Below are 23,576 nucleotides of genomic sequence, written 5' to 3'. Positions count from 1 at the left end.
GCTGGCGGCGGCGGGTTCGTGCCCGTACCATCTCGGGCCATGGAGAGCCAGCAAGGCAGCATGACCCCCGAGGAGATCGACGTGTTCGCCCGCGGTCTGCACCACCTCGCCAGCGTGGACGGCATCGACCCGCGTGAGGTGGAGCTCATCGCCGACTTCCTGCGCGAGGCAGGCGCCAGCATCACCATCGACGACCTGAAGGACACCAGCTTCAGCAAGTTCGAGGCGGTGCAGGTGCTCGACAAGACCTACCTGCGCCGGATCTTCCTCAAGACCGCGATCGCCCTGGTCCACCGCGACGGGCACACCAGCCTGGCCGAGCGCCGCGCGCTCGCCGAGCTCGCCGACGTGTTCGGCCTGAGCAACGTCGAGTTCGTCGAGCTCGAAACCGAGGCCCTCGGCGCGGGCCTGGCCTGAAACCAACCGGCCGCCTCACCCTCTCGAATCACCCGCAGCAGCACCGGAGCGACCATGGGCATCCTCAGCTTCATCAAGGGCCAGTTCATCGAGATCATCGAGTGGCTGGACAACACCAACTACACGCTGGTCTACCGCTTCCCCGACGACGACCACGAGATCAAGAACGGCGCCAAGCTGGTCTGCCGCGAGAACCAGGCCGCGATCCTCATCAACGAGGGCCAGCTCGCCGACGTGTTCGGCCCCGGCACGCACACGCTCAGCACGCAGAACCTGCCGATCTTGTCGCGCCTGAAGGGCTGGAAGTACGGCTTCAGCAGCCCGTTCAAGGTCGAGATCTACTTCGTCAACCTGCGCCAGTACGTCGACCAGAAGTGGGGCACCGCCAACCCGGTGCTCATCCGCGACCCCGAGTTCTCGGTCGGCGGCCGCCCCGGGCGCGTGCGGATCCGGGCCTTCGGCTCGTACAACTTCAAGATCTCCGACCCCGGCACGTTCTTCAAGGAGATCGTCGGCACCCAGGGCCTGACGACCACCGACTCGATCGCCGAGTACCTGAAGCGCCAGCTCGTCAGCAAGTTCACCGTCGCCGCCGGCAAGAGCGACCTCAGCGTCGCCGACATGGCCGCGCACTACAACGTGCTCGAGACGCGGTGAAGGGCGACCTGGCCGAGGAGTTCGGCAAGCTGGGCCTTTTGCTGACCAGCTTCGTGATCGAGAACATCTCGCTGCCGCCAGAGATCGAGAAGGCGCTCGACGCCGCCGCGGCTCAGGCGGCCCGCGGGGTCGACAACACGATGGCCTGGGAGGGCCTCGGCGTGATGCGCGACGCGGCCCGCAACCCCGGCGCCGGCGGGGCCTCGTCCGCCGGGATGGGCATGGGCATGGGCATGGGCATGGGCCAGATGATGGCCCAGATGATGGGCGGCATGGCCGGCGCCATGAACCCGCAGCAGCAGTTTCACCCGCAGCAGCAGCAGCAGTTCCAGCAGCAGCCGCAGCAGCAGGCGCCCGCGGACGACAACAACCTCGAGGCCAAGCTGCGCAAGCTCAAGGCGGCGTTCGAGGCCGAGCTCCTCACCGAAGAGGAGTACAAGGCCAAACGCGCCAAGCTGCTCGAGGCCTTCTGAGCCGGAACCGCGACCCCGGGCCTGCCGAGCACGCAGGCCCGCCGCGGGTGTTCCTGGTCGGCACCGACACCGACTGCGGCAAGACGACCCTCGCGTGCGCGCTCCTCCGCGCGGCCGCGGGGGCGGGGCTGCGCGTGCTGCCGTTCAAGCCCGCGGCCAGCGGACCGTCAAGGCCGGAGGCAGATCCCGATCGCCTCGCCGCGGCCAGCGACCTCGGCGTGTCGGCCAGCGAGATCTGCCCGCTGCGCTACAGCGAGCCGCTGGCGCCCGGGATCGTCGAGGACGCCGCGGCGTTCACCGCCGGTCCTCGGCTGGATGTCTCCCAGGACATGCTGCAGGAGACAGGGCCGATCGGGCATGTCCGATCGGTCATGGAGAACCTCGAGGCGGCGCACCGACCCGAGGTGACGCTGGTCGAGGGCGCAGGCGGGCTGTGGGTGCCGATGCCCGGCGGGACCTGGCTGCCGGCGTGGATCGCGGGGCTGCGCGCGGCGCCGGTGGTGGTCGGTCGCCTGGGCCTCGGCGGGGTCAACCACGCGCTGTTGACGATCTTCGCCCTGCGCGCGCTGGGCCTGCCGCCGCGCGGGTTCTTCCTGGTCGACACCCACGCGATGCCCGACGCGGCGCGCACTCACAACCCGGCCGTGGTCGCGGCCGCGAGCGGGCTGCCGTGCCTGGGCGTGATGCCCCACGCGGCAGCCGATGCGTCGTGGCTGGCCGCGGACGCGTGGGCGACGATGACGGACTCCGCGCACGGAGCGCCTGGTCTTTGAGACATGCGCGGCGCGCTGATGTCTCTCAGGACATGCCGCTCAGCAACCGTCATGCGTGTCAAGGAGAGCCGACCACCTGGAGTGGGTCCGGACCATCGCGTTGAGAATCACGAGAAGCTTGCGCATGCATGCGACGATGGCGACCTTGTCGGGCTTCCCAGCGGCTCTCAGACGCGCGTAGTACTCGGCGAGCGTGGAGTGTAGCGGAGGCTCACGGCGGCGCGTGTGGTGCTGTACAGCGCGCGTCGGATGTCATGCCGTCCGCCTCGGATGTGCCGTTCGCCGCGCATCTTGCCCGAGTCACAGTTGAAGGGCGCGACGCCGACGAGCGCCGCGATTGCGGAGCGGCCGAGCTTGCCGAGCTCGGGTAGGCCTGCGAGCAGAGTCATCGAGAGCACCCGTCCGACGCCGGGGACGCTCTGGAGCAGCTTGTCGGCCTCGCGCCAGATCGGGCTGTCCTTGATGAGGCGCTGAAGCTCCTTTTCGACGCTCTTGAGCTCCTGGCCGAGCCACTCGATGTGACGCTCGAGACTCGCTCGCTCTCGCTTGTGCAGCGCTGTGCGCAGCCGGTTGTTCTCGCTGATCTGGTTCTCCTGAAGCTGCTTGCGCCGCCGGACCAGCGAGTCGATCTCCATCGTCTGTTCGTCCTTGAGCGGCCGCGGCTCGGGCTCGAAGGCTTCACCGAAGCCGGCGATCACGGCCGCGTCGATCTTGTCCGTCTTCGCCAGCCTGCCCTTGGCCCGCGCGAAATCCGGATCTGCCGTGCGTTCACCACGGCGATCGGGAGCTGCGCGGCCGCCAGCGCGGCTGCCAGCGGGATCTCGTAGCCGCCGGTCGGCTCCATCACGATCAGCTGCGGACGTGTCTCCTGCAGCTGCTCGATCAGCCCCGCGATGCCCTCCGGCGTGTTCTTCACCTCGATCACCGTCCCGCGGCTTCCGAACGCCACGTGCAGGCTGTCCTTCAGAATATCGATGCCGATGTACGGACCTTTGCTGTCGTTCGTCTGGGTCATGGCTGGTTTTCTGAGTGATCCCGCGTCCCTCCCACCGCCCTCCCTTGCGAGATTCGAGCTCGGCCAAGCCGGCTCAGGCAACCGTTCGGGCTCTTGGAGGAAACTTGATCACTCCGCGATCAAGCGCTGATGCGCGGGCTGAGTCCTGGACATGAAAGCGATCTGCGGAGTGCTGGGACGAAGGTCGTATCCACACCGCCGCGAAATTCCAGTTTGCTCGCTTACCAGGACTTCCGTGGAAAAAAGCGGAGCGGCCAGCGATCCTTGCTGACAGGCGGGCTCGTGCACCAGGACATGTTCGATCTGCTCGCCGCTCCAAGAGCTCGCGGCGCTTCTCAGGTCACCGCGAGCTGCGGCCCTGATACAAGGACATGTCCCGAGCGGCAGGCCCTTTTAAAATTGCCCGCGGAGGATCAGGCTGCCCGGGCCGATGCCGAGCTGGCGGACGCCGCGGCGGGCGGCGCGCTTGTCACCGGCGTCGGTCTTGGGCCGGGAGTTGATGAGGATGACCGTGCCGAGGGTGAGGAGCGCGGCGCCGGCGATGGTGGCGGCGACGCCGTACCACTTGGTGTTGAAGAGGTACTTGCACTCTTTCTCGCCGGTGATGCCCGGGTTCATCACGTTCTCGCCCTCGCAGTCGAGCGAGTAGTTGCGGCCGTCGATCGCGGTGAGGGCGATGCCGCCGCCGATGCCGAGGATGCCGACGGCGATCGAGGCGTAGCCCCAGCCCTTGCCGGGCAGGCGGCTCGGCAGTTTTTCCAGGGCGTACTGCAGCTCCTCGCCGACGCCCTCGACGAAGGTGACCTCGCGCTCGAGGGCGATGAAGCCCTCCTTGCTGATCCGGATGACGTGCTTGCCGGGGACGATCGGGCGGTTCAGCGGGGTGGTGCCGGCGATCTCGCCGTCGATGGTGACGAGCGCGCCGGGCGGGTCGGTCTGCAGCTTGAACGAGGCCGGCCCCTTGGCCAGAGCGTCGAGCTTGAGCCGCAAGGTGGCGGCGGCCGAGTCGATGAGGCCGCTGGCGTCGACGACGCCGCAGATCTCGCAACCATCCTGGGTGGCGGCGATCCGCTGGCCGTCGGCGCCGTTGAACAGGTCGACGTGGACGTTGTAGTCGCGGTCGCGCACGGTGACGGCGGCGCGGACGATGTAGGCGGCGCCGGTCTTGGTGGCGATCGACTTGTAGCAGACGGCGTTGTCGCAGCTGGCAGCGCCACTGTCGGCGGTGATGACCTGGTCGGGCGTCAGCACGGTGAAGTTGCCGCGCTGCAGGCCGCTGCTGAGCGACTGCGTGAGCGGATTCTGGTCGGCCTCGCTGAGCGAACCCTCGATCACGAGCGGCAAGATCGCCAGCTTCGCGCCCGCCTGCTCGGCGCCCTCGCCAGGAGCCACGAACATCGGCACGGGCCGCGGGGCCGCAGCCAAGACCTCACCGATCCCCGAAGTGCTGAGGCACACACTGGCGGCCATCGCCACCGCAAGGCTCCGTCGCGCGAGGTCCATCTCGTCCCGAGGCTATCACGCTTGACCTTAGCCCCTCCACCATCCCACCCTGTGCATGCCCCGGTGACCCCCCTCCGCACCGCTTTGCTCGCCGCGTCGCTCGCGTTCGCGCTCGCTTGCCCGCAGGGGCCCGCCGCGGAGCCACCGCCTCCGCAGCCCGCGCAGACCCCCGCACGCGCGCCGGAGCCGTGGCTGTACGGGCCGGCCCTGCGCGACAGCATTCCGGCCGGGCTCGCCGTGCGCCCGGTGTTCGAGCTCGCCGACGGCCGGCACGGGCGGGCGGAGATCGGCGTGGCGGTGGCGAGGCCGGGCGCGGCGCCGCGGCTCGAAGTGTGGGAATTCAGCCAGAACAACCCGCGTGAGCGGCTGGAGCGGGTCGGCGAGGCGCGCGAGCTGGTGGCCCTGGAGGGGCCCGCGAGGCCCGCGGTCAGCTCGACGCGATACGCACGGCGATCGCCCACCCGGGCAACGAGTTCGTCCGCATGCGCGGCCTCGACGGCGAGCCGGAGGCGATCGTCGCCGAGCTGCAGCGCCTGGCGGCGGCCGTGCGCGACGATGCGGCGAGCCCGGAGCTGCGCGCGCAGGCCCTGGCCGACCTCACGCGCGCGCTCGACGATCACCTCCTGTTCACCGAGAACCGCCTGCCCGAGCTGCTGGCAGCGTCGAGCCGTGAGCTCACGGTGGCCGCGCGCGAGGCGATCGGCGAGCGCCGCGTCACCGTCACGCTGCGCGAACCACCGCACCGCCTGACGTTCGCCCGCACCGGCGACCGCTGGGCCCTCAGCGAGCTGCAACTGGCAGCGCCGCCGAGCGCCAAGGCTCCCTGAGCCCGCGAGCGCTGCGTCGGTCCGGGGCCTGATTGTCCGGAGATTCGACGAATGTCCGAAGGGACAGGCTTCATGGTCGGTCCGGGGCCTGCTTGTCCGGAAAGTTGGCGGATGTCCGAAAGGACATGTCATGCGACGAGGTGACTCGACCGCGGCGTGTCCGAAGGGACAGATGGGCCGCCTGGCCCTCGGCGAGCCCTTCGGTTGGTCTGCCCGCTCACATGTCGCGAAGGACATGTGACTCGGCGGCCCACGCGGGGCCGACTACTCCGCGTCGGGGTCGGCGGCCCCGGCGGCCGAGCCGTCGCCGACGGCGCCCTGGCGCATGAACTTCTCGACCGCGGCCTCGTGCTCGGCGATCGTCTTTGAAAATGGTGCGTCTTGTCGTTGCGCGACACGAAGTACAAAAAGCGCGACTTCTTCGGCGCGAGCACGGCCTCGAACGCGGCCTTGCCGGCGTTGGTGATCGGCCCCGGCGGCAGGCCCTCGTGCGTGTACGTGTTGTACGGGTTGTCCGGGTCGCGCAGGTGGATCCGGCGGATCCGCCCCTCGAACTTCTCGCAGGCCGCCGACTTCTTCACCGCCGCGGTGCAGCCGTAGATGATCGTCGGGTCGGTCTCGAGCCGCTTGGGCTGGAACGACGAGAAGCGCAGGCGGTTGAGGAACACGCCGGCGATGAGCGGCCGCTCGTGCTTGGCGGCGGTCTCCTTCTCGACCAGCGAGGCCATGATGATGATCTCGCGGTCGCCCCAGCCGAGGGTCTTCTTCAGCTCCTCGAGCGCCTCACGGTGGCTGCGCTTGAGGTTGTCGAACACCTTGCGGTGCTGCTCGACCATGCGGCGGATCACCTGGTCCGGCGTGGCCGCGGTCGGGAACTTGTAGGTGTCGGGGTAGAGGTAGCCCTCGACGCTCTCGCCCTCGATGCCGAGCTCCTTGAGCAAGGCGGGATCGCGCATGGTGGCGAGGATCACCGAGGCGTCGCCGTAGCCGGCGACCGCGAGGATGTCGGCGACCTCGAGGATGTTGCGACCCTCGGGGATCGTCACCCGCGTCTCTTCGGTGCGCTGGGCCCGGACGAGCTCGGCGAGGACCTGCTCCGGCGTCATGTCGGCGCGGAAGGTGTGCGCGCCGGCGGTGATCTTGCCGGCCGCGCCGCGTGCAGCACGAACAGCTTGAAGTAGAGGCCCTCGTCGTCGGGGATCACCCCGGCCTCGAGCAGCTGGGCCAGCACCTGCGGGAAGCTGGCGCCCTTGGCCACCTCGAGGGCGATCGGCTCGGCGCTGCCGACCCCCGGGCGATCGGGGTAGTCGATGACCCGCTGGTACGTGCGCGACAGCCACACGCCGCCGACCACCAGCGTGACCGTCACCACCACCAGAGCCACGTATTGCGCCCAGCGCGAGCGCCGCGGTCGCCACCACGGCAGGCGCTGGCGCTTGCTCGCTGCGCTCGAGGCCTGGGTCATGTGCCTGTCTCTCCGGACATGTCCTTACGGCGCTGGCCGTCGAGCCAGCCCTGGAGGATGAACTGGGCCGCGGCGGCGTCGATGACCTGCTTGCGGCGCGCGCGACACGTCGGCCTGCAGCAGCGCTCGCTCGGCGCCGGCGGTGCTGAAGCGCTCGTCCCAGGTGAAGGCGCGGGGCGAGCCCGGGAGCGCGCTCAGGGCCGGCTCGAGGATGGCGAGGAAGCGCTGGACCTGGCGGGCGCGGTGGCCGACGGAGCCGTCGAGCTCGAGCGGGAGGCCGACCACGACGGCGCCGGCTTCGAGCTCGCGGGCGAGCGCGGCGACGGCGGCGGCGTCCTCGGCGTGACCGCGGCGCGTGAGGACCTGGCGTGGACTGGCGATCGTGCCGCTCGGGTCGGACACGGCGACGCCGATCGTCTTGCTGCCGACGTCGAGGCCGAGGGCGCGCATGCCCGGGGTTTTTAGCACAGCGGGGCCTCCTCCGGGCAATTCGCGAGCTTCGGCCCGAGCTTGCGCGGGCTCACCGCACACTCGGGGAGGCCGGTCTTGCGCGCGCCCGGCCGGGAGGTCGATGCTCCGCCGCATGCTCGATCAGGTCCCGCACGCGCCGCAGAAGCTGCCTGTCGTCGGTCACATGGCCGCGCTCATGGCCGGGGCGCCGTGGGACGTGACGGAGCGGTGGCTGCGAGAGCGCGGGCCCACGGTGCGGCTGCAGATCCCCGGGGCCAGCTACCTCGTGACCTCGGACCCCGAGTTCATCCGCCACGTGATCGTCGGCGCCGCCGACAACTACGTCAAGGACCTGCGCGCCATGGGCGCCTTCCTCGACATCCTCGGACATGGCCTTTTGACCAGCGACGGCGAGCTGTGGAAGAAGCAGCGGGCGGTGCTGGCGCGGGCGTTCCGCATCGAGGCGCTGCGCAACGTCGCCGAGGCGTCGATCCGCGCGGTCGACCGGCTGGCCGCCGTGCTCGACGCGCACGCGCGCAGCGGCAGGCCGGTCGACATCGGCGCGCAGATGCGGCGGCTGACGCTGCAGGTGATCGCCGAGGCGACGCTGCAGATGCCGCCGCACCAGAGCGACGACGTGCTGCCGCGGCTCTACGAGCCGTTGGTGGAAGAGGCCAACAAGCGGGTCTGGCTGCCGTTCCGCGGCTACCTGCCGACGCCGGCGAAGTTCCGCTACGACCGCTCGCTGGCCCAGCTCGACGCGTTCTTGGCCGAGAAGATCCGCGCGCGCCTGAAGGCCCGCCGCGCCGACCCGAAGGCGCGCCCGGCCGACATGCTCGACATGCTGCTCATCAGCCTCGAGGAGCGCGGCTGGGACGACGACAGCGAGCGCCTCGTCAGCGACGAGCTCAAGACGATGCTGTTCGCCGGCCACGACACGTCGAGCGCGATGCTGACGTGGACGCTGCACGCGCTGACGCAGCAGCCGGCCGAGCTCGAGCGCCTGCGGGCCGACGCCGCCCTCGTGTTCAACAAAGGCGACGCCGTGCCCGACTACGAGCAGCTCAAGCGGCTCGACTTCGCCGGGGCGTGCCTCAAGGAGGCGCTGCGGCTTTACAACATCGTGCCGGTGGTCGTGCGCGAGGCGGTGGTCGACGACCGCTTCGGCGAGCTGGTGATCCCGCGCGGCACCAAGGTGATGGTGCACATGCAAGCGCTGCACAAGGACGCGCGCCACTGGCCCGAGCCGGAGGCGTTCCGCCCCGACCGCTTCCTCGGCGACGAGCCGGTCGGCCACCGCTGGCTGCCGTTCATCACCGGGCCGCGCAGCTGCGTCGACCAGCACTTCTCGCTGCTCGAGGCGAAGATCGTGCTGTCGCGCCTGGCGCTGCGCTACGAGTTCTCACCTGTCCCCGAGAACAGCGACGCGCGCCACCGCTTCAACATCCCGGTCGGCCCGGCGGCGAGCATCTGCATGCACGTGCGACCGCGGGCGTGAAGCGCCGCGGGGCGGCGAGCGCCGCTCACCGCTCGCTGCTCGCTGCGAAGCGAGTTCTCACCTGTCCCCGAGGACAGCGAAGCGCGCCACCGCTTCAACATCCCGGTCGGCCCGGCGGCGAGCATCCGCATGCACGTGCGACCGCGGGTGTAGCTGTCCGGACCACGGCCAACAGCAAGGGCGGCTGCCCGCACCGTGGATGTCTTTGCGGACAGGTTATCCGTGAGGTGGCCTCGGCGAGCGCCGGGACATCCGTCACGAGCTGTCCTCGGGGACATGCGCTCGTTCACGTTACAGACGTGACAGGTCGAGCGTTCAGGACGACCCCGAGGCCGATCTCTCGCGCGGCCCATGGCGAGCTCTGCCGGCGTGGCGGCGCCGCGGAGCGGCCGGAGTTCCGGCGGGCTCGGCCGTGGCGCGGAGTCATATGTCCTCCGGGACAGGCGAGCGAACGAGCCGGAGAGGCGGGGCGGCGGGGACATCATTCCTGTCCCGAGGGACACATTTAAATTGTGTCGGCGTCCTGTCATCAATGGTCCGCACCCGTGGATCCCCGCGCGAGTTGCGAGGCGTGGGCGCGGGTGTGCACCGGGCGTTCATGGACAGGACTTACATGTGCCGAATCGACGCGCATCGACAGATGCGCCGCCGCTCCGCTATGCAGGAGCGAGTCTATGTCGATACGTCGTCGAAGCGTCCTGCACGGCCTCGGGATCGGTCTGGTCGCCGCCCCCTTTTTGAATCTGCTGACGGCGCCGAGCAGTCGGGCCGAGGGCGGGCCGACGGCGCGGCGGCTGATCGTGTTCTTCAGCCCCAACGGCACGATCCCGCAACACTGGAAGCCGAGCGGGACGGAGACTGACTTCAGCTTCCCGGCCGGCTCGATCCTGGAGCCGCTGGCGGAGATTCAGGATCAGCTGATCGTCGTCGAGGGCCTCGACTTCTTCGGCGCCGACAACCACGAGGGCGGCATGGCGGCGATGTTGACCGCCAGCGGCACGGCCTCCGACGAGTCGGGCGGGATGTCGATCGACCAGTACGTGGCGGCGCAGGTCGGTCAGGACACGCGCTTCTCGTCGCTCGAGTTCGGGGTCCAGACGTCGGCGTGGGGCGGCGGGGTGCAGACGCGCATGTCGTACGCGGGCCCGGGCGCGTGGGTCACGCCGGACGACGACCCGATCCACGTGTACGGGCGGCTGTTCGGCGACTTCATGGGCGGGGACGAGGCCGCGGCGGCGCTGCGGGCCCGGCGTCAGCGCGTGGTCGACCTGCTGGTCGACGAGGCCAGCGCGCTGCGCGGGCGCCTCGGCAGCGAGGAGCGGCCCAAGCTCGACGCGCACCTCGACGCGCTGGCGAAGGTCGAGAAGGGCCTGATGGGCGCGGTGGGCTGCGGCTTGCCCGAGTCGCCGATGGGCGGAGGCACGCAGGACAACGCGAACTTCCCGAACATCACGACGGCGCAGATCGACATGATGGTGGCGGCGCTGGCGTGCGACATGACGCGGGTGGCGTCGCTGCACTGTCGCACACGGTCAGCCCGACGGTGTGCTCGTGGCTCGGGGTGGCGGAGGGGCACCACTCGCTGTCGCACATCGACGACTCGAACGTGGCCGGGGTGGCCCAGTTCGTCGAGTGCGAGCGGTGGATGGCCGAGCAGTTCAAGTACCTCGTGCAGAAGCTGGCGATGACGCCCGAGGCCGACATGCAGGGCTCGATGCTCGACAACTCGATCGTGCTGTGGGCCAAGGAGATGGGCGACTCGCGGCTGCACACGTGCGTCGGCGTGCCGTTCGTGATCGCGGGCGGCGCGGGCGGGCGCTGGCAGACCGGCCGCTACCTCAAGTACAGCGGCGAGTCGCACGGCAAGCTCATGGTGTCGCTGTGCCAGGCGATGGGCCTGAGCAACGAGACGTTCGGCAACCCGATGGTCGGCAACGGCCCGCTCCCCGGTCTGGTGTGAGGAGGACGAGGACGATGCGCACGATTCACGTCAGCAACCTCGCGATCTTCCTGAGCCTCGCGGCCTGCCAGAGCGGCGGCGGGGGGCGGGCACCGACTCCGACGGCGACACGGCGGCCACCGGCACGAGCATGGGCACGAGCAACGGCGACCCGACCGACGGCGGCGGCGATTGCCCGAGCGACGCGCAGTTCTTCGAGACCAGCGTGTGGACGCCGATCCTCAGCAAGACCTGCATCACCTGTCACAACCCCGAGGGCCTGGCCAAGGACACGCGGATGGTGCTGCTGGCCGAGGGCGAGGAGGGCTGGCTCGAGGCCAACTTCGCCGCGGCGAAGGAGGTCGCGCTCGACGACGACGGCGGGACGTCGATCTTGCTGCTCAAGCCGACCAACCAGCACCCCGACATGCACAAGGGCGGGATGGTCGTGACGCCCGACACCGAGGCCTACGACGCGCTGGCCCAGTTCGTGGCGCGCAGCCAGGGGACGTTCTCGTGCACGGGGCCCGACGGTGAAGGCGCGGCCGGCTGCGACGAGGGCGGGGCCGGGGTCAGGCGCGTGCGACGGCTCAGCCACGTCGAGTACAACCGCACCCTGAGGGCGGTGCTCGGCGCGCCGACCGAGCTCGGGCTCGGCTTCGCGGCCGACACGGTGGTGCAGGGTTATACGAACAACGCGGGGGCGCTGGTGGTCTCGGGGCTGCTCGCCGATCAGTACCGCGACGCGGCCGAGAAGATCGCGGACCTGATCGTCGCCGATCTGCCCACGCGGCTCGGCTGCGACCCGGTGGCCGACGGCGAGGAGACCTGCGCGCACGACTTCATCGCCCGCTTCGGCAAGCAGGTGTACCGCCGGCCGCTCACCGCCGACGAGCAGGCGCGCTACGAGACGCTGTGGAAGGAGGCCGCGGCGATCGAGAAATTCGACGGCGGGATCCGCTGGACCATCGCGGCGATGCTGCAGTCGCCGGGGTTCCTCTACCGCACCGAGCTCGGCGAACACGCGGGCGAGGGCATCTACGAGCTCACGCCGTACGAGCTCGCCAGCGAGCTGTCGTATCTGATCGTCGGCGGCCCGCCCGACGCCGAACTGATGGCCGCGGCCGACGACGGGACGTTGAAAGATCCGGACGTGCTGCGGATGCAGGCCACCCGCCTGCTCGCCGGCGCCGACGCCGACGCGACGCTGCACCGCTTCGTCGACGAGTGGCTGCACATCGATCGCCTGCGCACGGTGCCGCGCGACGCGATGCTGTACCCCGAGCTGACGCCGCAGATCCGCGAGGCCATGCTCGGCGAGACGCACCGGTTCGTCGGCGACGTGTACCGCGGCGGCGGCTCTCTGGCGGAGCTGCTGACCGCGAACTACTCGTTCATGACCGACGAGCTGGCGAGCTACTACGGGGTCGAGGCCGGCGCGGGCGAGCCCGATCCGGCGGGCTTCAAGCGGGCCGACGCCGCCTCGTCGGCGGGCCTCCTGACGCACGGGGCGGTGATGACGACGCACGCGCTGCCGACGTCGTCGTCGCCGATCCACCGCGGCAAGCTGGTGCGCGAGCGGCTGCTGTGCCAGGACATGCCGCCGCCGCCGCCGGCGCTCGACACGTCGCCGCCGCCGGTCGACCCGGGCCTGAGCACGCGCGAGCGCTACACCCAGCACTCGGCCGATGCGACCTGCGCGGGCTGTCACGCGCGCATCGACCCGATCGGCTTCGGCTTCGAACACTACGACGCGATCGGCCGCACGCGCTCGATGGACGGGATCCACGCGATCGACGCGACGGGCGAGGTCCTGCTGACCGACAACACGAACGGGCCGTTCGACGGGGCCGACGAGCTGGCGCAACTGCTGGCGGGGAGCCCGGATGTCGAGGCCTGCTACACGCTGCAGTGGGCCCGCTACGCGGTCGGCTCGGCGGCGGGCAGCGAGCTGAAGTGCGTGCAGGACGATCTGACCGCGGCGTTCGTCGAGGCCGAGGGCCGGCTCGACAGCCTGGTGCTGGCGCTGGTCGGCACGCGGTTCTTCCGCGAGCGCGGCGGCGCGCCGAGCCCGGGCGGCGACCCGACGACGGGCGAGGACCCGACGACGGGCGGCGAGACGACGACGGGCGACGAGACGACCACGAGCGGCGGCAGCACCACCGGCGAGCCGCAGCCGGGGCCGATGACGTCGCCGGGCATCGACGTGCAGATCACCCAGGACTCGAAGTGGGAGCAGGGCGAGTGCAACTCGGTCACGGTCAGCAACACGACGGGTGCGCCGATCGTGTGGCAGGTGGTGATCGCGATGCAGGGCACGATTCAAAACGCGTGGAACGCCAAGTACACGCAGGACGCGATGCACTTCGTGTGGACCGGCGAGCCCTACAACGCGGAGGTCGCGGCCCAGGGGACCACGAGCTTCGGCTTCTGCATCCTCTACTGAGGTCGCAGGTCAGCGATCGACCATGGCCGCGTAGCGCTCGGGCTCGCGGTCGTGGTCGGCGCGCGTGACGATCGCGTCGGGGCCGTCGGCGCGATCGACCGCGAGGATGCCGTCGAGGTGGTCGAGCTCGTGCTGCAAGAGCTCGGACTCGGCGGCGGGCAAGCGCTCACGCAGGTGAAGTCGGCCGTGTTCGTCCTGGTACCGGACCGAGATCGAGGTCCACCGCCTCACGCGCACGAGCAAGTCGGGAAAGCACAGGCAGTCGTCCCAGAGGGTGAAGGTCTCGTCGCCGTGCCACACGATCTCGGGATTTAATAAAGTCCGTGGACCGTCGCCGAGGTTCATGGCGACGAGGCGCAGATCGATGCCGAGCTGCGGCGCCGCGATCGCGCGGCCGAAGCCGTGCTCGGCGCGGAACTCGGCGAGGGCGCGGTGCAGCCGCTCGACCGCGAGCGGGAGCTCGGGCGCGGCGAGGTCAACGGGTCGAGCGACCGCACGCAACCGCGGGTCGCCGAGGCGGAGGATCGCGGACACGGCGGGACGATCGCACGGAGCGTCGGAGAGGAGGTCGTGGTGCGCGAAAAAAATCGTGTCACGCGGCGCGGGGGCTGCCTCGTCATGCCGGCGAACCAGGAGAACTCGCATGACCCCGCATCTCGTCGTCATCGGTACCGGCTACGCCGGCCTGCTCGCGGCCCTGCGCGCCGCGCGGATCGCCCGCGGTCGCGTCGCCGTCACCCTCGTCGGCGCCAGCGACCAACTCGTCGAGCGCGTCCGCCTCCACGAGCAGGCGGCGACCGGCCGCAGCGTCGCGCACCCCATCGCTGCGCTGATCGCCGGCACGGAGGTCCGCTTCGTCCACGCGCGCGCGCTCGAAGTCGCGCCCGGGCGGCTCGTCACGGACGCGGGCGTGCTCGAATTCGACCGCGCCATCGTGTGCACCGGCGGCTCGGTCGACCTCGACCTCGTGCCCGGCGCGCGCGAGCACGCCTACGCCATCGACGGCGACCGCATGAGCCGGCTGTTCAGCGAGGCGCGGCGCGTTGCCGCGCGCGGCGGCCGGCTTGCCGTGTGCGGCGGGGGGCTCACGGGCGTCGAGATCGCCACCGAATTGGCGGAGGCGCTGCCCGGCCTGCGGGTCAAGCTGGTGGCGGCGAGCGAGATCGTGCCGGGGCTCAGCCGCAAGGCGCGCGAACACGCGCGGGCGGTGCTGGGGCGCCTCGGCGTGGCGGTGCGGGAGGGGGTCCGGGTGACGGCGGTGGCGGCCGACCACCTCGACAGCGCGGCCGGGCCGATCGGCTTCGACCTGTGCGCCTGGGCGGCCGGCTTCCGGGCGGTGCCGCTGCTCGCCGGGCTCGGCTTGCCGATGGCAGCCGACGGGCGGGTGATCGTCGACGCCTACCTCCACGCCCGGCCGGACCTGCTGGTGGCCGGCGACGCGGCGGCCTGCGCGGCGGCGGGCGGCGGCTGGCTCGGGGCCGGCTGCAAGACCGCGATGCCGATGGCGGCGCACGCGGCCGACACTGCGGTGGCCGAGCTGACCGGCGGCACGGTGCACGAGTTCCGCTACGCCGACCCGGGCTACTGCGTGAGCCTGGGCCGGCGGGATGGCATCGTGCAGTTCATGGACGGGGCCGGGCCGCGCGAGCGGATCGTGAAGGGCGCGTGGCGGCGTGGATCAAGGAGCAGGTGTGCCGCTACACGATGCTGGCGCTGAAGGCCGAGCAGCGGCGGCTGCTGGCGTATCGCTGGCGGCGCGGGCCGGTGCGGCCGCTGGTGGCGGTGGAGGCGGCGCCGTGAGCCCGGACGAGGCGGCGACGCTGTTCGGGGCCCATCGCTCGCGGCTGTTCGGGCTGGCGTATCGCATGCTCGGCAGCGCGGCCGAGGCCGAGGACATCCTGCAGGAGGCGCACGTGCGCTGGCAGGCGGCCGACCACGCGGCCATCGAGGCGCCGGGTGGGTGGCTGACGACGGTCGTCTCGCGGCTCTGCCTCGATCAGCTCAAGTCGGCCCGCTCGCGGCGCGAGGCCTACGTCGGCACGTGGTTGCCCGAGCCGTTGCCCACCGAGCGGACCGGGTCGGCGCCGGATCTGGAGTCGATCTCGCTCGCCTTCCTCGTGCTGCTCGAGGCCCTGAGCCCGCTCGAGCGGGCGGTGTTCGTCCTGCGCGAGGTGTTTGATTACGACTTCTCCGAGATCGCCGCGATCGTCGGCCGCGAGGAGGCGGCGTGCCGGCAGCTGGCCCACCGCGCGCGCGAGCACGTGCGCTCGAAGCGGCCGCGGTTCGCCCGCTCGCGCGAGCAGCACGAGCAGCTGCTGGGGGCCTTCCTCGGGGCGGTCGCCCAGGGCGACCTCGACGGGCTGCAGCAGCTGCTGGCGGACGACGTGGTCGCCTGGTCCGACGGCGGCGGACGAGCGCGGGCCGCTCGCAACCCGGTGCTCGGGCCCGACCGCGTGGCCCGCCTGCTGGTCGGGACGGCCAAGAAGGGCGGCGCTCACGGCACGCTCTCGCTGGTCGAGATCAACGGCTGGCCGGCCGCGGTGCTGTGGGACCACGGGGTGGCCGTGGCGGCGGTGTCGATCGAGGTCGACGACGAGAAGATCCACTCGGTGCAGATCATGGTTAACCCGGACAAGCTGGCGGCGCTGAACTGACTGTCCTTTCGGGCATGCTCTAAGGTCATGTCCATTGGGACATGCTTTGAGGAGCATGTCCTGGCGGACATTGCCATTACGCGATGAGATCGCTGTCGGGGCCGACCCGGGCGGCGCGGGTCCGTCCTTCGAGCTCCTCTACGACGGCCCAGGCGGCGCGCTGCCGAGTTTGCCCGGCCAGGGTCGGCGAGACGAGCTCGCCGGACAGCGCTGCGGCGCTCTGTTGCCAGCGGCTACCCGGCCAGGCGTCGGTGCGACGAGCTCGCCGGACAGCGCCGTGGCGCTCTGTTGCCAGCGGCTGCCCGGCCAGGCGTCGGTGAGACGAGCTCGCTGGACAGCGGCGTGGCGCTCTTCGTGCCGGCGAGTGTGCGGCGGATCGGCCTAGGGAGCGCGCTCGAGAGCGACGGCGAGGGCGCGGCGGCCGAGGGCGCGAAAGGCCGGGTCGTCGTGGCGCTCGGCCCAGGCCAGGGTGGCCGCGGCGTGGAGGGCCAGCAGGACGTCGAGGCGGGCGGCCGCATCGGCCGTGAGCGGGCCGTATCCGGCGAGGAAGGCCTCGGCGAGGTCGGGGCGGTCCGGCCAGACATCGGTGCGCAGCTTGACGAGGTCGGCCTCGGGGGCGTCGAGGCGGGCGTGCTCGAAGTCGAGGACGCACAGTCTGTCGGCGTCCAGCAGCCAGTTGTCGGGGGTGAAGTCGCGGTGGCACGGCACCCGGCGGACGCCGGCGAAGGCGTCGCGGCGGGCGGCCAGGCGCTGCAGTGCGTCGCGCTCGGCGGGGGTCAGCAGGTCGCGGGCGCGGGCGTGCCACTCGCTCTGGCGCGCGGCGACGGCGTCGACGAGGGGCAGGGGGTCGTCGTCGGCGACCGGGATGTCGTGGAGGGCGCGGAGGAGCCGGCCCGCGGCGGCGTGGGCGACCGGAGCGAGCGCGGGGTCGTGTGTCCCGAGAGACAGGCGCTCACCGGGGGCGACGGTCAGCGCGAGGGTGTGGTGGGCGAGGTCGCAGGCGAGCAGCGCCGGGACGTGGACACGAAGCTGGCCGACCGGCGCGGAGCTGCGGGGCTGGGGAGGCAGCGCGCGGGCGGAGCTGGATGTCCCGAGAGACAGCTCGTTCGTGAGGCTGGACGGGCCGAGAGACGGCGCTCCCGTGAGGCTGGATGTCCCGGGAGACAGTTCTCCCGTGAGGCTGGATGTCCCGGGAGACAGCTCTCTCGTGAGGCTGGATGTCCCGGGAGGGAGCGCTGCCGTGGAGCTGAGCGTTTCGGGCGGTTGGTCGCGCGCGGAGGGAGTTGTCTCGGGAGGTGGCCCCGCAGCGCAGCTGGATGTCCCGAGAGACAGGTTGACGCCGAGCGCGAGCAGGTTCGCCGAGGAGGGGCCAGTGAGCGCCGGCAGCCACTCGCGATAGGCGCGGAGCTCTTGCTGGAACGGGCGCGGGTGGCGGTGCCGCTTGAGGACGAGCGCGCCGGCGGGCGCGGCGACGTGCCAGATCTGCGCGCTGTGGGGATGACTTTTGAGACATGTCCAGGAGAGCAGGCTCTCGGGGACATCTTTCTCTTTCTTAAAGAAGAAGCTGCGAGGCGAGCGCGCGCAGCTCGGGGGCACGCGGGTCACCGGCGGAGGTTGGCCAGGCGGATGCGGCTGTCGCCGCGGGTGAACAGCCACAGGCCGAGGACCAGCACCAGCACCGAGAACAGGCCGCAGACGGCGCCCCACAGCATGTAGGAGCCGCCGAGGGCGGCGGCGATGTGGGCCGAGTCGGACGGCATGACGCCGGCGGAGGTCTGGGCGCTGGCGGTGAACAGGTAGTCGGCGCGGGAGAACACGCTGAGGGCCAGCTGGACGGCCAGGAAGACCAGCGCGGTCTGGGCCACCTGGGCGCGGGCGCGGGCGGCGAGCGCCAGCAGCAGCACGCCGACGCCGCCGATGTACCAGAAGCCGAACGGGTTCTCGACGACGAGCGCGACGGCCGCGAGGAAGCCGAGGCCGACCAGGCCGAGCACGACGCGGGCGACCCACGGGCGGCGGGCGAGGGCGAAGCAGGCGCCCGCGACCACCGCCGGACCGATCAGCCCGCCGGCGGCGACGATGGCCTGAAGGGCATGTCCTTCGGGACCTGTATGAACGGCCATGCCCGAACCGTCAGGCCACAGGTAGAACGCGTGGAACGAGCCGCCCGTGGCCAGGGCCGCCAGGCCGTGGCCGAGCTCGTGGGCGAGCGTCGACAGCAGCAGCAGCGGGTAGATGAGCAGGCCGCCGAACGGGACGAGGTAGAGCAGGAGGGTGATCGCGGCGCTGGCGACGAGCGCGCCGCGGGCCCGCCGGGTGACGAGGGCGTGGTCGTGAGCCCTGGCGAAGGCGCGCGCTGCGGAGGACATCGCATCCCAGCGTAGCATGGCGACCCGGGCGCGCTCGCGGCCCCGGCTGCGACGCAGGTACAGGCGAGTCGCGCGGCGCGGTGAAACTCGCGGCAGAGCTGCGGGGTCGTGAGCGCGCTCGAGGCGATGAGCGCGGCGTGTCTCGGGCGCGGCGCTGAGGCGTGGCTTCTTCGGCGCGCGCCCGGCTCGAGCGCGCGGCGCTCGGTTGGCCCGCAGTGCTCGGTGGCTCGGGCCGCTGTCGGGGCGTGGGATTCTTCGGCGTGCACGGGCTCGAGCGCGCGGCGCTCGGTCGGCTCGGGCCGCTGTCCGCGCTCAGCCGGGCGCTTCTTCGGCGTGCCGGCGCGAGCGCGCGGCGCTCGGTCGGCTCGGGCCGCTGTCCGCGCTCAGCCGGGCGCTTCTTCGGCGTGCCGGCGCGAGCGCGCGGCGCTCGGTCGGCTCGGGCCGTTGGCGACGTTCGGTCGTGGCTTCTTCGCCGCGCCCGCTCGAGCGCGGCGCTCGGTCGGCTCGGTCGCCGGCGGCGCTCAGCCGTAGGCTTCTTCGGCGCGCACCGACTCGAGCACGATCGCGCCGCCGAGCAGGGCGCTTTTATAAAGGGTGTGCGCGAGCATCTGCGGGCACTCGCGGACGATCACCGGGCCGCGGGCCGCAGCGGCCCGCAGGCGCTCGACCCACGCGAGCACGACCTCGGGCGCGTCGGCGTCGACCTCGGACAGGTCGAACACCTGCGGCGCGACCGTCACCGCGGCGGGACTCCGAAGCGCTGCAGGAGCTCGCTGATCGGGCGGTCCATCACGTCCCAGAAGTCGTGGCGGCGCGAAAAGTCCTCGGTGGTCGCGCGGCCGCGGTCGCGGGCCGCGAGGATCCGCGACGGATCGAAGCTGAGGCCGCGGTCGTCGCCGACGCGGGCGCCGACCGCGTGCTGCAGCAGCACCAGGAACAGCGCGCTCGACGGGTCCTCGCCGCGCAGGCCGGCGATGAAGGCGAGGGTCTCGAGCTCGCCCTGGAGGTCGGCCTCGTAGCCGGCCAGGATGTGGGTGATGTCGTGGTGGACCAGCGCCTCGGGCACGCCGCCCTGCTCGCCGGCGAACGCGAACTGACGCTCGCGGTAGTACCGCCACAGCTCGCGCCCGAGCGTGCCCTCGGGCAGCAGGCCGATCCGGCGGTAGCGCCAGGCGAGCTCGCTGTTCTCGCGGGTCTTGGGCAGGGCGAGCAGGTCCTCGGTGAAGAAGTTGAGCACGCCTTGCCAGCCCTGCGCGGCGTAGAGGGTGCCGGCCTGCGGCGAGCCGAGGCGGCGCTGCAGCTCGTACTGGGTGCGCTGGCGGTGCTGCTGCACGAGGTCGTGGAACACCTGCATCGCGCCCTCTTCGACGCCGAGCGCCGAGCGGAAGGCCGACAGCACGCGCCACTCCTCCGGCGAGACCTGGCCGTCGACGATGCCCATCACGAGGGAGGCCTTGAGCGCCATGAGACGGCGCTCCGGGTCGACGAGCGCGGCGGCCAGCTCGTCGGGGGTGATGGTGGTGAGCGCGTCGGGGTCGGCGTCGACGCCGAGCAGCTCGGCGGAGGCGGAGAGCAGGGCCCGCTCCTTGACCGCGAAGGTGGCGTCGGCCATCGCCACGGTCTTCAGGGCCCGGAGAACGGCATTCGCCTCGTCGGTCGTGAACGGGAACAGCGCGGCCATGGCGGGGCCCACGCTACCAGGCCGGCCCGGCAGCGCAAACCCTGGCGAGCGGCCGGGCCACGAGAGGTCGGTCGCCCGCCCCGAGGCCCGATGAACGCGGGCTCACCGGCGGTTCGCGGGCGCTCGCGCTGCGGGTCGGGCGCCGTCGCCACGGCGTTTCCCCAGCGTCACGCGCCCGGGGCGGTCGACCGGTCTGTCGGGTCGATCGCCGTCCCTCGCTGTCCGTGAGCCGCGGGCGGCTGTCCGGACTGCAGGGCGCGGGTCGCGTCGGGGTCGATACCCCACGTCGCAGCCCCGGCGGTCGCGTCGACGCGCCGTCCTCTCGCGGTTCGAACCTCGCCGCGGGCGTGGCGGTGCGCGTCGAGGCGTGCGCGTGGCGGTGCTGCTGGCGCTGTGCTCGAGTCGGGGGCCCGAGATCGCCGGCTCAGCGACGACGCTCGCCGACTCGCGCCTCTCGGTCGGACCCCCTCGCAGGTTCGCATGCGCGAGGGGACATGTTCACGAGAGCATGTCCTCGGAGACATTCCCGAAGGACATGCTCCGAAGAGCATGCCCATGGCTAGGAGAGTTCACTTCGCGGTGCGCACGCGCTCCATCGCTTGCTTGGCGGGGGCGGGCAGCTTGGGTTCGGCGCCGGCGCGGGCGGCGAGGATCTTCGCGCGGGTGGCGTCGCCGGCGGCGTCGGCGGCGAGGGCGAGGACCACCAGGGTGTCGACGGGGCCCTTGGCGAGCGGGCCCTCGTTCATGTTCTTGAGGGCGCGGTCGCTGAGGCTGCGGGCGCGGGCCTTGTCGCCGGTGGCGGCGGCGCGCAGGGCCTGGCCGCCGAGGGTGAGCGGGTGGAGCGGGGCGATCGCGGCGGCGCGGTCCAGCGCGTAGTCGCGGTTCGGCGCGTCGGCCGTGACGGCGGCGAGCATCACCAGGCGCGCGGCCGGGTCGTAGCTCATGCCGTCGATCGCCAGACCCTCGCGCAGCAGCGCCTTCTCGCGGGCCACGTCGCCGTCGCGGCGGGCCAGCTCGGCCAGGCGGATGATCGGCTCGACCGACTCGGGGCGGAAGCCGCGGGCCTTTTCATAGTGCTCGGCGGCCTGCTTCCAGCTCGGGCCCTGCATCAGCACCTCGGCCAGGGTCATGCGCGGGACGAAGCCGTCGCCGCGGCCCTGGATCAGCTGCTGCAGCACGCGCGCGGCCGAGGTCATGTCCTTCTTCTGCGCGTGGGCGAACGCCTCGGTCAGCAGCTTGTCGCGCTCGTCGGGCTTGTCGCCGCGGCTCTTGGCCGGCTCCCAGCCCTTGATCTTGGCGTCGATCTGGCCGAAGAGCCAGGTCTCGAATTCCTTCTCGACGACCGCCAGCGGCTTGCCGAGGTGGCGCTCCATCAGCGCCTCGGTGGTGCCGCCCTCGCCGTAGCCCTTGAGCATGGCGATGAGGCGCGGCAGGCCGTAGGTCTCGCCGAGGTAGCGGACGGCGTAGGCGGCGGTGGTGTAGGCGACCTCCATGGCCTGGGCGCTGCCGGCCCGCAGGAACGCGAGCTCGAGCTCGGACAGGCGGCGCAGGGTGCCCTTGCGGCGGGCGACGGCCAGCAGCTCGGCGCTCTCGCGGGCCCACGACGGGTCGGCGAGCTCGGACTCCCACTCGGACAGGCCCTCGGTGAACCACCGCGGGACGCGGCCCTTGCTGAGCTGGACGGCGTAGACGTGGGCGAGCTCGTGCCACACGACCTGGTGGAAGTTGTGGGTGCCGGCGTAGGGACCGAGGGCGGTGATGAGGCGGCCGAAGCACACGCCGACGGCGCCGAGGCTGGGCACGCCGATCGTACGGACCGAGAAGTCGCTGGGGTCGGCGAACACCTCGATGCGCAGCGGGGTCGGGCGCAGGGCGTAGCGCTTGTCGAGGCTCTGGCGGGCGCGGGCGATGATCGCCAACATGTCCCCGGAGACATACTCCTGGTCCTCCTTGAGGAGGCGCAGGCTGAGGTCGCCGTCGCTCACGTCGGTGTAGAGCGGGTCGATGCGCTGGTCGTAGAGGTCGAGGGTGTTGCGGGTGCGCTCGTTGAAGCGGTCGCGCTTCCACGCGGCCTTGAGCGCGGCCCGGCCCTCGGTCTCCTTGCCGAGGCGCAGCAGGTTGAGGCCCATCGCCGACTGCACGTAGGCGTTGTCGGGCGCGCGCCTCGCCGCCTCGTCGAGGACCGTACCTGTCTGTTCGTACATGTGCATCGAGACGAGCAGGTCGGCCAGCGCGAGGTAGAAGGCCAGCGGGTTGCCGGCCACGGCCTGGTCGCGCAGGCGGGCGTAGGCGGCCTGGTCGTCGCGGGCCAGCGCGGCCCCGGCCAGCACCGCCAGCGCGTCGGGGTGGCCGGGGCTGGCGGCGAGCATGTCGCCCTGCGCGCGCGCGGTGGCCTCGTCGCGGCGACCCTCGACCAGCGCGACCTTGGCGAGGACGCCGAGCGCCTCGGGCTGGCGCGGATTGACCTGCAGCGCCCGCTGGGCCGTCTCGCTCGCGGCGGCCAGGCGCAGCTCCTCGAGGTGGGCCGCGGCGACTCCGGCGAGGGCTTCGGCGTGCCACGCGTCGCGGCGCAAGATCTGCTCGTAGGTCTCGATCGCCTCGGTCGCCGCGTACTTCTCGCGGAACATCACCCCGCGCAGCAGCAGCGCCCGGTCGCGCAGGGCGAACGCGGGCTCGAGCGAAGCTGTCTCGAGGGGCAGCTTCTCGGCCTCGCCGAGGACCATGTTGGCGTCGTGGAAGGCGCCGGTCGAGCCGCGGGCCAGCGCCGCGCGGGCCACCGCGGTCAGCTCCTCGACGGTCTTGGCCTTGCCGGCGTCGTAGGCGTCGTAGAGCTGCTCGCGCAGGGCCACGGCCCTGGGGTCTTTCTCCTGGCCGGCGGCGACCAGCAGGCTGAGCAGCTCGCCCCGCGCGGGCAGCTCGGAGGGATCGTTCGCGGCCTTCTGCAGCAGGGCGATCGCGCCGGCCTGGTCGCCCTTCGCGGCGAGCAGGCGGGCGAGCAGGCGCAGCCGTGCGGGGCTCGGCTGACCGGCCTTGAGGTCGAGCGCGGCGGCGGCGAGGTCGGTGGCGCCGGTGGCCAGATGGGCGTGCGCGAGCGCGAGGCGGACCCGCTCGTCACCTGGCTTTTGGCGCAGGGCGCCGGCGAGGAAGGCGGCGGCGCCCTCGGGGTTGCCTTGCTCGAGCGCCGCGAAGGCGCCGGCCAGATCGCTGACGACGACGGGCTCGGGCCGCTTCGGCGGCTCCTTGGCGACCGGCTCGTCGCCCTCCTCCGGGACCTCGAGGCCGCCCACGTCGAGCGAGGGCGGAGCTGTACGTTCGGACAGGTCAGGGCCCGCGGAAGGGCCTGCGGCCGGCGGGGCCGTGCGACACGCGGCGGTGGCGGCGGCGAGGGCCGCGAGCAAGCGCACGGGCC

21 protein-coding genes and 2 pseudogenes are annotated in these 23,576 nt (G+C 71.9%); 12 read left to right on the top strand and 11 right to left on the bottom strand.

Annotated features, from left to right (window positions below):
* Positions 1-39: 39 nt before the first annotated feature.
* From OV079_RS34910 to bioD, 4 genes are read left to right on the top strand one after another with little or no spacing between them, the layout of a single operon-like run.
* Positions 40-417 (top strand): tellurite resistance TerB family protein, encoded by a 378-nt coding sequence (locus tag OV079_RS34910; protein ID WP_267773706.1) that lies wholly within the window; start codon positions 40-42, stop codon positions 415-417.
* Between the two features lie 54 nt (positions 418-471).
* Positions 472-1,074 (top strand): SPFH domain-containing protein, encoded by a 603-nt coding sequence (locus OV079_RS34905; protein WP_267773705.1) that lies wholly within the window; start codon positions 472-474, stop codon positions 1,072-1,074.
* The gene (locus OV079_RS34900; protein ID WP_267773704.1) at positions 1,071-1,547 is read left to right on the top strand and encodes an SPFH domain-containing protein; all 477 of its coding nucleotides are present in this window, start codon (positions 1,071-1,073) and stop codon (positions 1,545-1,547) included. Before OV079_RS34905 ends, OV079_RS34900 begins: the two co-directional genes overlap by 4 nt.
* Positions 1,548-1,594: 47 nt before the next feature.
* A complete protein-coding gene (gene bioD, locus OV079_RS34895) occupies positions 1,595-2,320 on the top strand; it encodes an ATP-dependent dethiobiotin synthetase BioD (protein WP_267773702.1) in 726 nt (241 codons plus the stop codon).
* Positions 2,321-2,359: 39 nt separating this feature from the next.
* On the opposite strand, the pseudogene OV079_RS59125 reads toward bioD, so the two are convergent.
* Positions 2,360-3,335: pseudogene (locus tag OV079_RS59125) on the bottom strand (IS110 family RNA-guided transposase).
* Between the two features lie 393 nt (positions 3,336-3,728).
* Complete coding sequence (locus OV079_RS34880; protein ID WP_267773701.1) at positions 3,729-4,760, bottom strand: PEGA domain-containing protein; 1,032 nt, start codon at positions 4,758-4,760, stop codon at positions 3,729-3,731.
* A gap of 560 nt (positions 4,761-5,320) precedes the next feature.
* On the opposite strand from OV079_RS34880, the gene OV079_RS34875 reads away from it, so the two are divergent.
* Entirely contained in the window at positions 5,321-5,665 is a 345-nt protein-coding gene (locus OV079_RS34875) for a hypothetical protein (protein WP_267773700.1), read from the top strand.
* A gap of 128 nt (positions 5,666-5,793) precedes the next feature.
* On the opposite strand, the gene mltG is transcribed toward OV079_RS34875, so the two are convergent.
* From mltG to ruvX, 3 genes and pseudogenes are all read right to left on the bottom strand, one after another.
* Positions 5,794-6,804, bottom strand: coding sequence for an endolytic transglycosylase MltG (gene mltG, locus OV079_RS34870; RefSeq protein WP_267778725.1), 1,011 nt, complete (start codon positions 6,802-6,804; stop codon positions 5,794-5,796).
* A complete protein-coding gene (locus OV079_RS56475) occupies positions 6,768-7,130 on the bottom strand; it encodes a hypothetical protein (protein WP_267773699.1) in 363 nt (120 codons plus the stop codon). Before OV079_RS56475 ends, mltG begins: the two co-directional genes overlap by 37 nt.
* Positions 7,127-7,580, bottom strand: a pseudogene (ruvX, locus tag OV079_RS34860) (Holliday junction resolvase RuvX). The gene OV079_RS56475 and the pseudogene ruvX overlap by 4 nt, the downstream one beginning before the upstream one ends.
* Before the next feature lie 133 nt (positions 7,581-7,713).
* Between ruvX and OV079_RS34855 the strand changes: the two are divergent.
* The 4 genes from OV079_RS34855 to OV079_RS34840 all read left to right on the top strand — a co-directional run bounded on the left by OV079_RS34855 (position 7,714) and on the right by OV079_RS34840 (position 13,463).
* Positions 7,714-9,078, top strand: coding sequence for a cytochrome P450 (locus OV079_RS34855; protein WP_267773697.1), 1,365 nt, complete (start codon positions 7,714-7,716; stop codon positions 9,076-9,078).
* A gap of 674 nt (positions 9,079-9,752) precedes the next feature.
* A complete protein-coding gene (locus tag OV079_RS34850; protein ID WP_267773694.1) occupies positions 9,753-10,766 on the top strand; it encodes a DUF1552 domain-containing protein in 1,014 nt (337 codons plus the stop codon).
* Positions 10,694-11,038, top strand: coding sequence for a hypothetical protein (locus OV079_RS34845; protein ID WP_267773692.1), 345 nt, complete (start codon positions 10,694-10,696; stop codon positions 11,036-11,038). The genes OV079_RS34850 and OV079_RS34845 overlap by 73 nt, the downstream gene beginning before the upstream one ends.
* A 130-nt stretch (positions 11,039-11,168) precedes the next feature.
* A complete protein-coding gene (locus OV079_RS34840) occupies positions 11,169-13,463 on the top strand; it encodes a DUF1592 domain-containing protein (RefSeq protein WP_267773691.1) in 2,295 nt (764 codons plus the stop codon).
* A gap of 9 nt (positions 13,464-13,472) precedes the next feature.
* Here OV079_RS34840 and OV079_RS34835 read toward each other — a convergent pair whose 3' ends face one another.
* A complete protein-coding gene (locus OV079_RS34835; protein ID WP_267773690.1) occupies positions 13,473-13,997 on the bottom strand; it encodes a peptide deformylase in 525 nt (174 codons plus the stop codon).
* A gap of 109 nt (positions 13,998-14,106) precedes the next feature.
* Between OV079_RS34835 and OV079_RS34830 the strand changes: the two genes are divergently transcribed.
* The 3 genes from OV079_RS34830 to OV079_RS34820 are packed head-to-tail and all read left to right on the top strand — an operon-like array spanning position 14,107 to position 16,117.
* Positions 14,107-15,180 (top strand): NAD(P)/FAD-dependent oxidoreductase, encoded by a 1,074-nt coding sequence (locus OV079_RS34830; protein ID WP_267773689.1) that lies wholly within the window; start codon positions 14,107-14,109, stop codon positions 15,178-15,180.
* The gene (locus OV079_RS34825) at positions 15,129-15,263 is read left to right on the top strand and encodes a hypothetical protein (protein ID WP_267773687.1); all 135 of its coding nucleotides are present in this window, start codon (positions 15,129-15,131) and stop codon (positions 15,261-15,263) included. The genes OV079_RS34830 and OV079_RS34825 overlap by 52 nt, the downstream gene beginning before the upstream one ends.
* Positions 15,260-16,117, top strand: a complete 858-nt coding sequence (locus OV079_RS34820) for a sigma-70 family RNA polymerase sigma factor (protein ID WP_267773686.1) — start codon at positions 15,260-15,262, stop codon at positions 16,115-16,117. The genes OV079_RS34825 and OV079_RS34820 overlap by 4 nt, the downstream gene beginning before the upstream one ends.
* Positions 16,118-16,498: 381 nt before the next feature.
* On the opposite strand, the gene OV079_RS56470 is transcribed toward OV079_RS34820, so the two are convergent.
* From OV079_RS56470 to OV079_RS34795, 5 genes are all read right to left on the bottom strand, one after another.
* Positions 16,499-17,722, bottom strand: a complete 1,224-nt coding sequence (locus OV079_RS56470) for a phosphotransferase family protein (RefSeq protein ID WP_267773685.1) — start codon at positions 17,720-17,722, stop codon at positions 16,499-16,501.
* Positions 17,719-18,486 carry a M50 family metallopeptidase gene (locus OV079_RS34810; protein WP_267773684.1) on the bottom strand — a complete coding sequence of 256 codons (768 nt, stop codon included), beginning with the start codon at positions 18,484-18,486 and terminating at the stop codon, positions 17,719-17,721. The genes OV079_RS56470 and OV079_RS34810 overlap by 4 nt, the downstream gene beginning before the upstream one ends.
* Positions 18,487-19,007: 521 nt before the next feature.
* A complete protein-coding gene (locus tag OV079_RS34805; RefSeq protein WP_267773683.1) occupies positions 19,008-19,226 on the bottom strand; it encodes a hypothetical protein in 219 nt (72 codons plus the stop codon).
* Positions 19,223-20,167 (bottom strand): hypothetical protein, encoded by a 945-nt coding sequence (locus OV079_RS34800; RefSeq protein WP_267773681.1) that lies wholly within the window; start codon positions 20,165-20,167, stop codon positions 19,223-19,225. The genes OV079_RS34805 and OV079_RS34800 overlap by 4 nt, the downstream gene beginning before the upstream one ends.
* 569 nt (positions 20,168-20,736) lie before the next feature.
* Positions 20,737-23,454 (bottom strand): tetratricopeptide repeat protein, encoded by a 2,718-nt coding sequence (locus OV079_RS34795; RefSeq protein WP_267773679.1) that lies wholly within the window; start codon positions 23,452-23,454, stop codon positions 20,737-20,739.
* Between the last annotated feature and the right edge of the window lie 122 nt (positions 23,455-23,576).

It is taken from the genome of Nannocystis pusilla (assembly GCF_026626665.1).
Lineage (GTDB): Bacteria > Myxococcota_A > Polyangia > Nannocystales > Nannocystaceae > Nannocystis > Nannocystis pusilla.
Note: the sequence above shows the minus strand (reverse complement) of the source record. Positions and strands in the feature narration are given on the sequence as shown.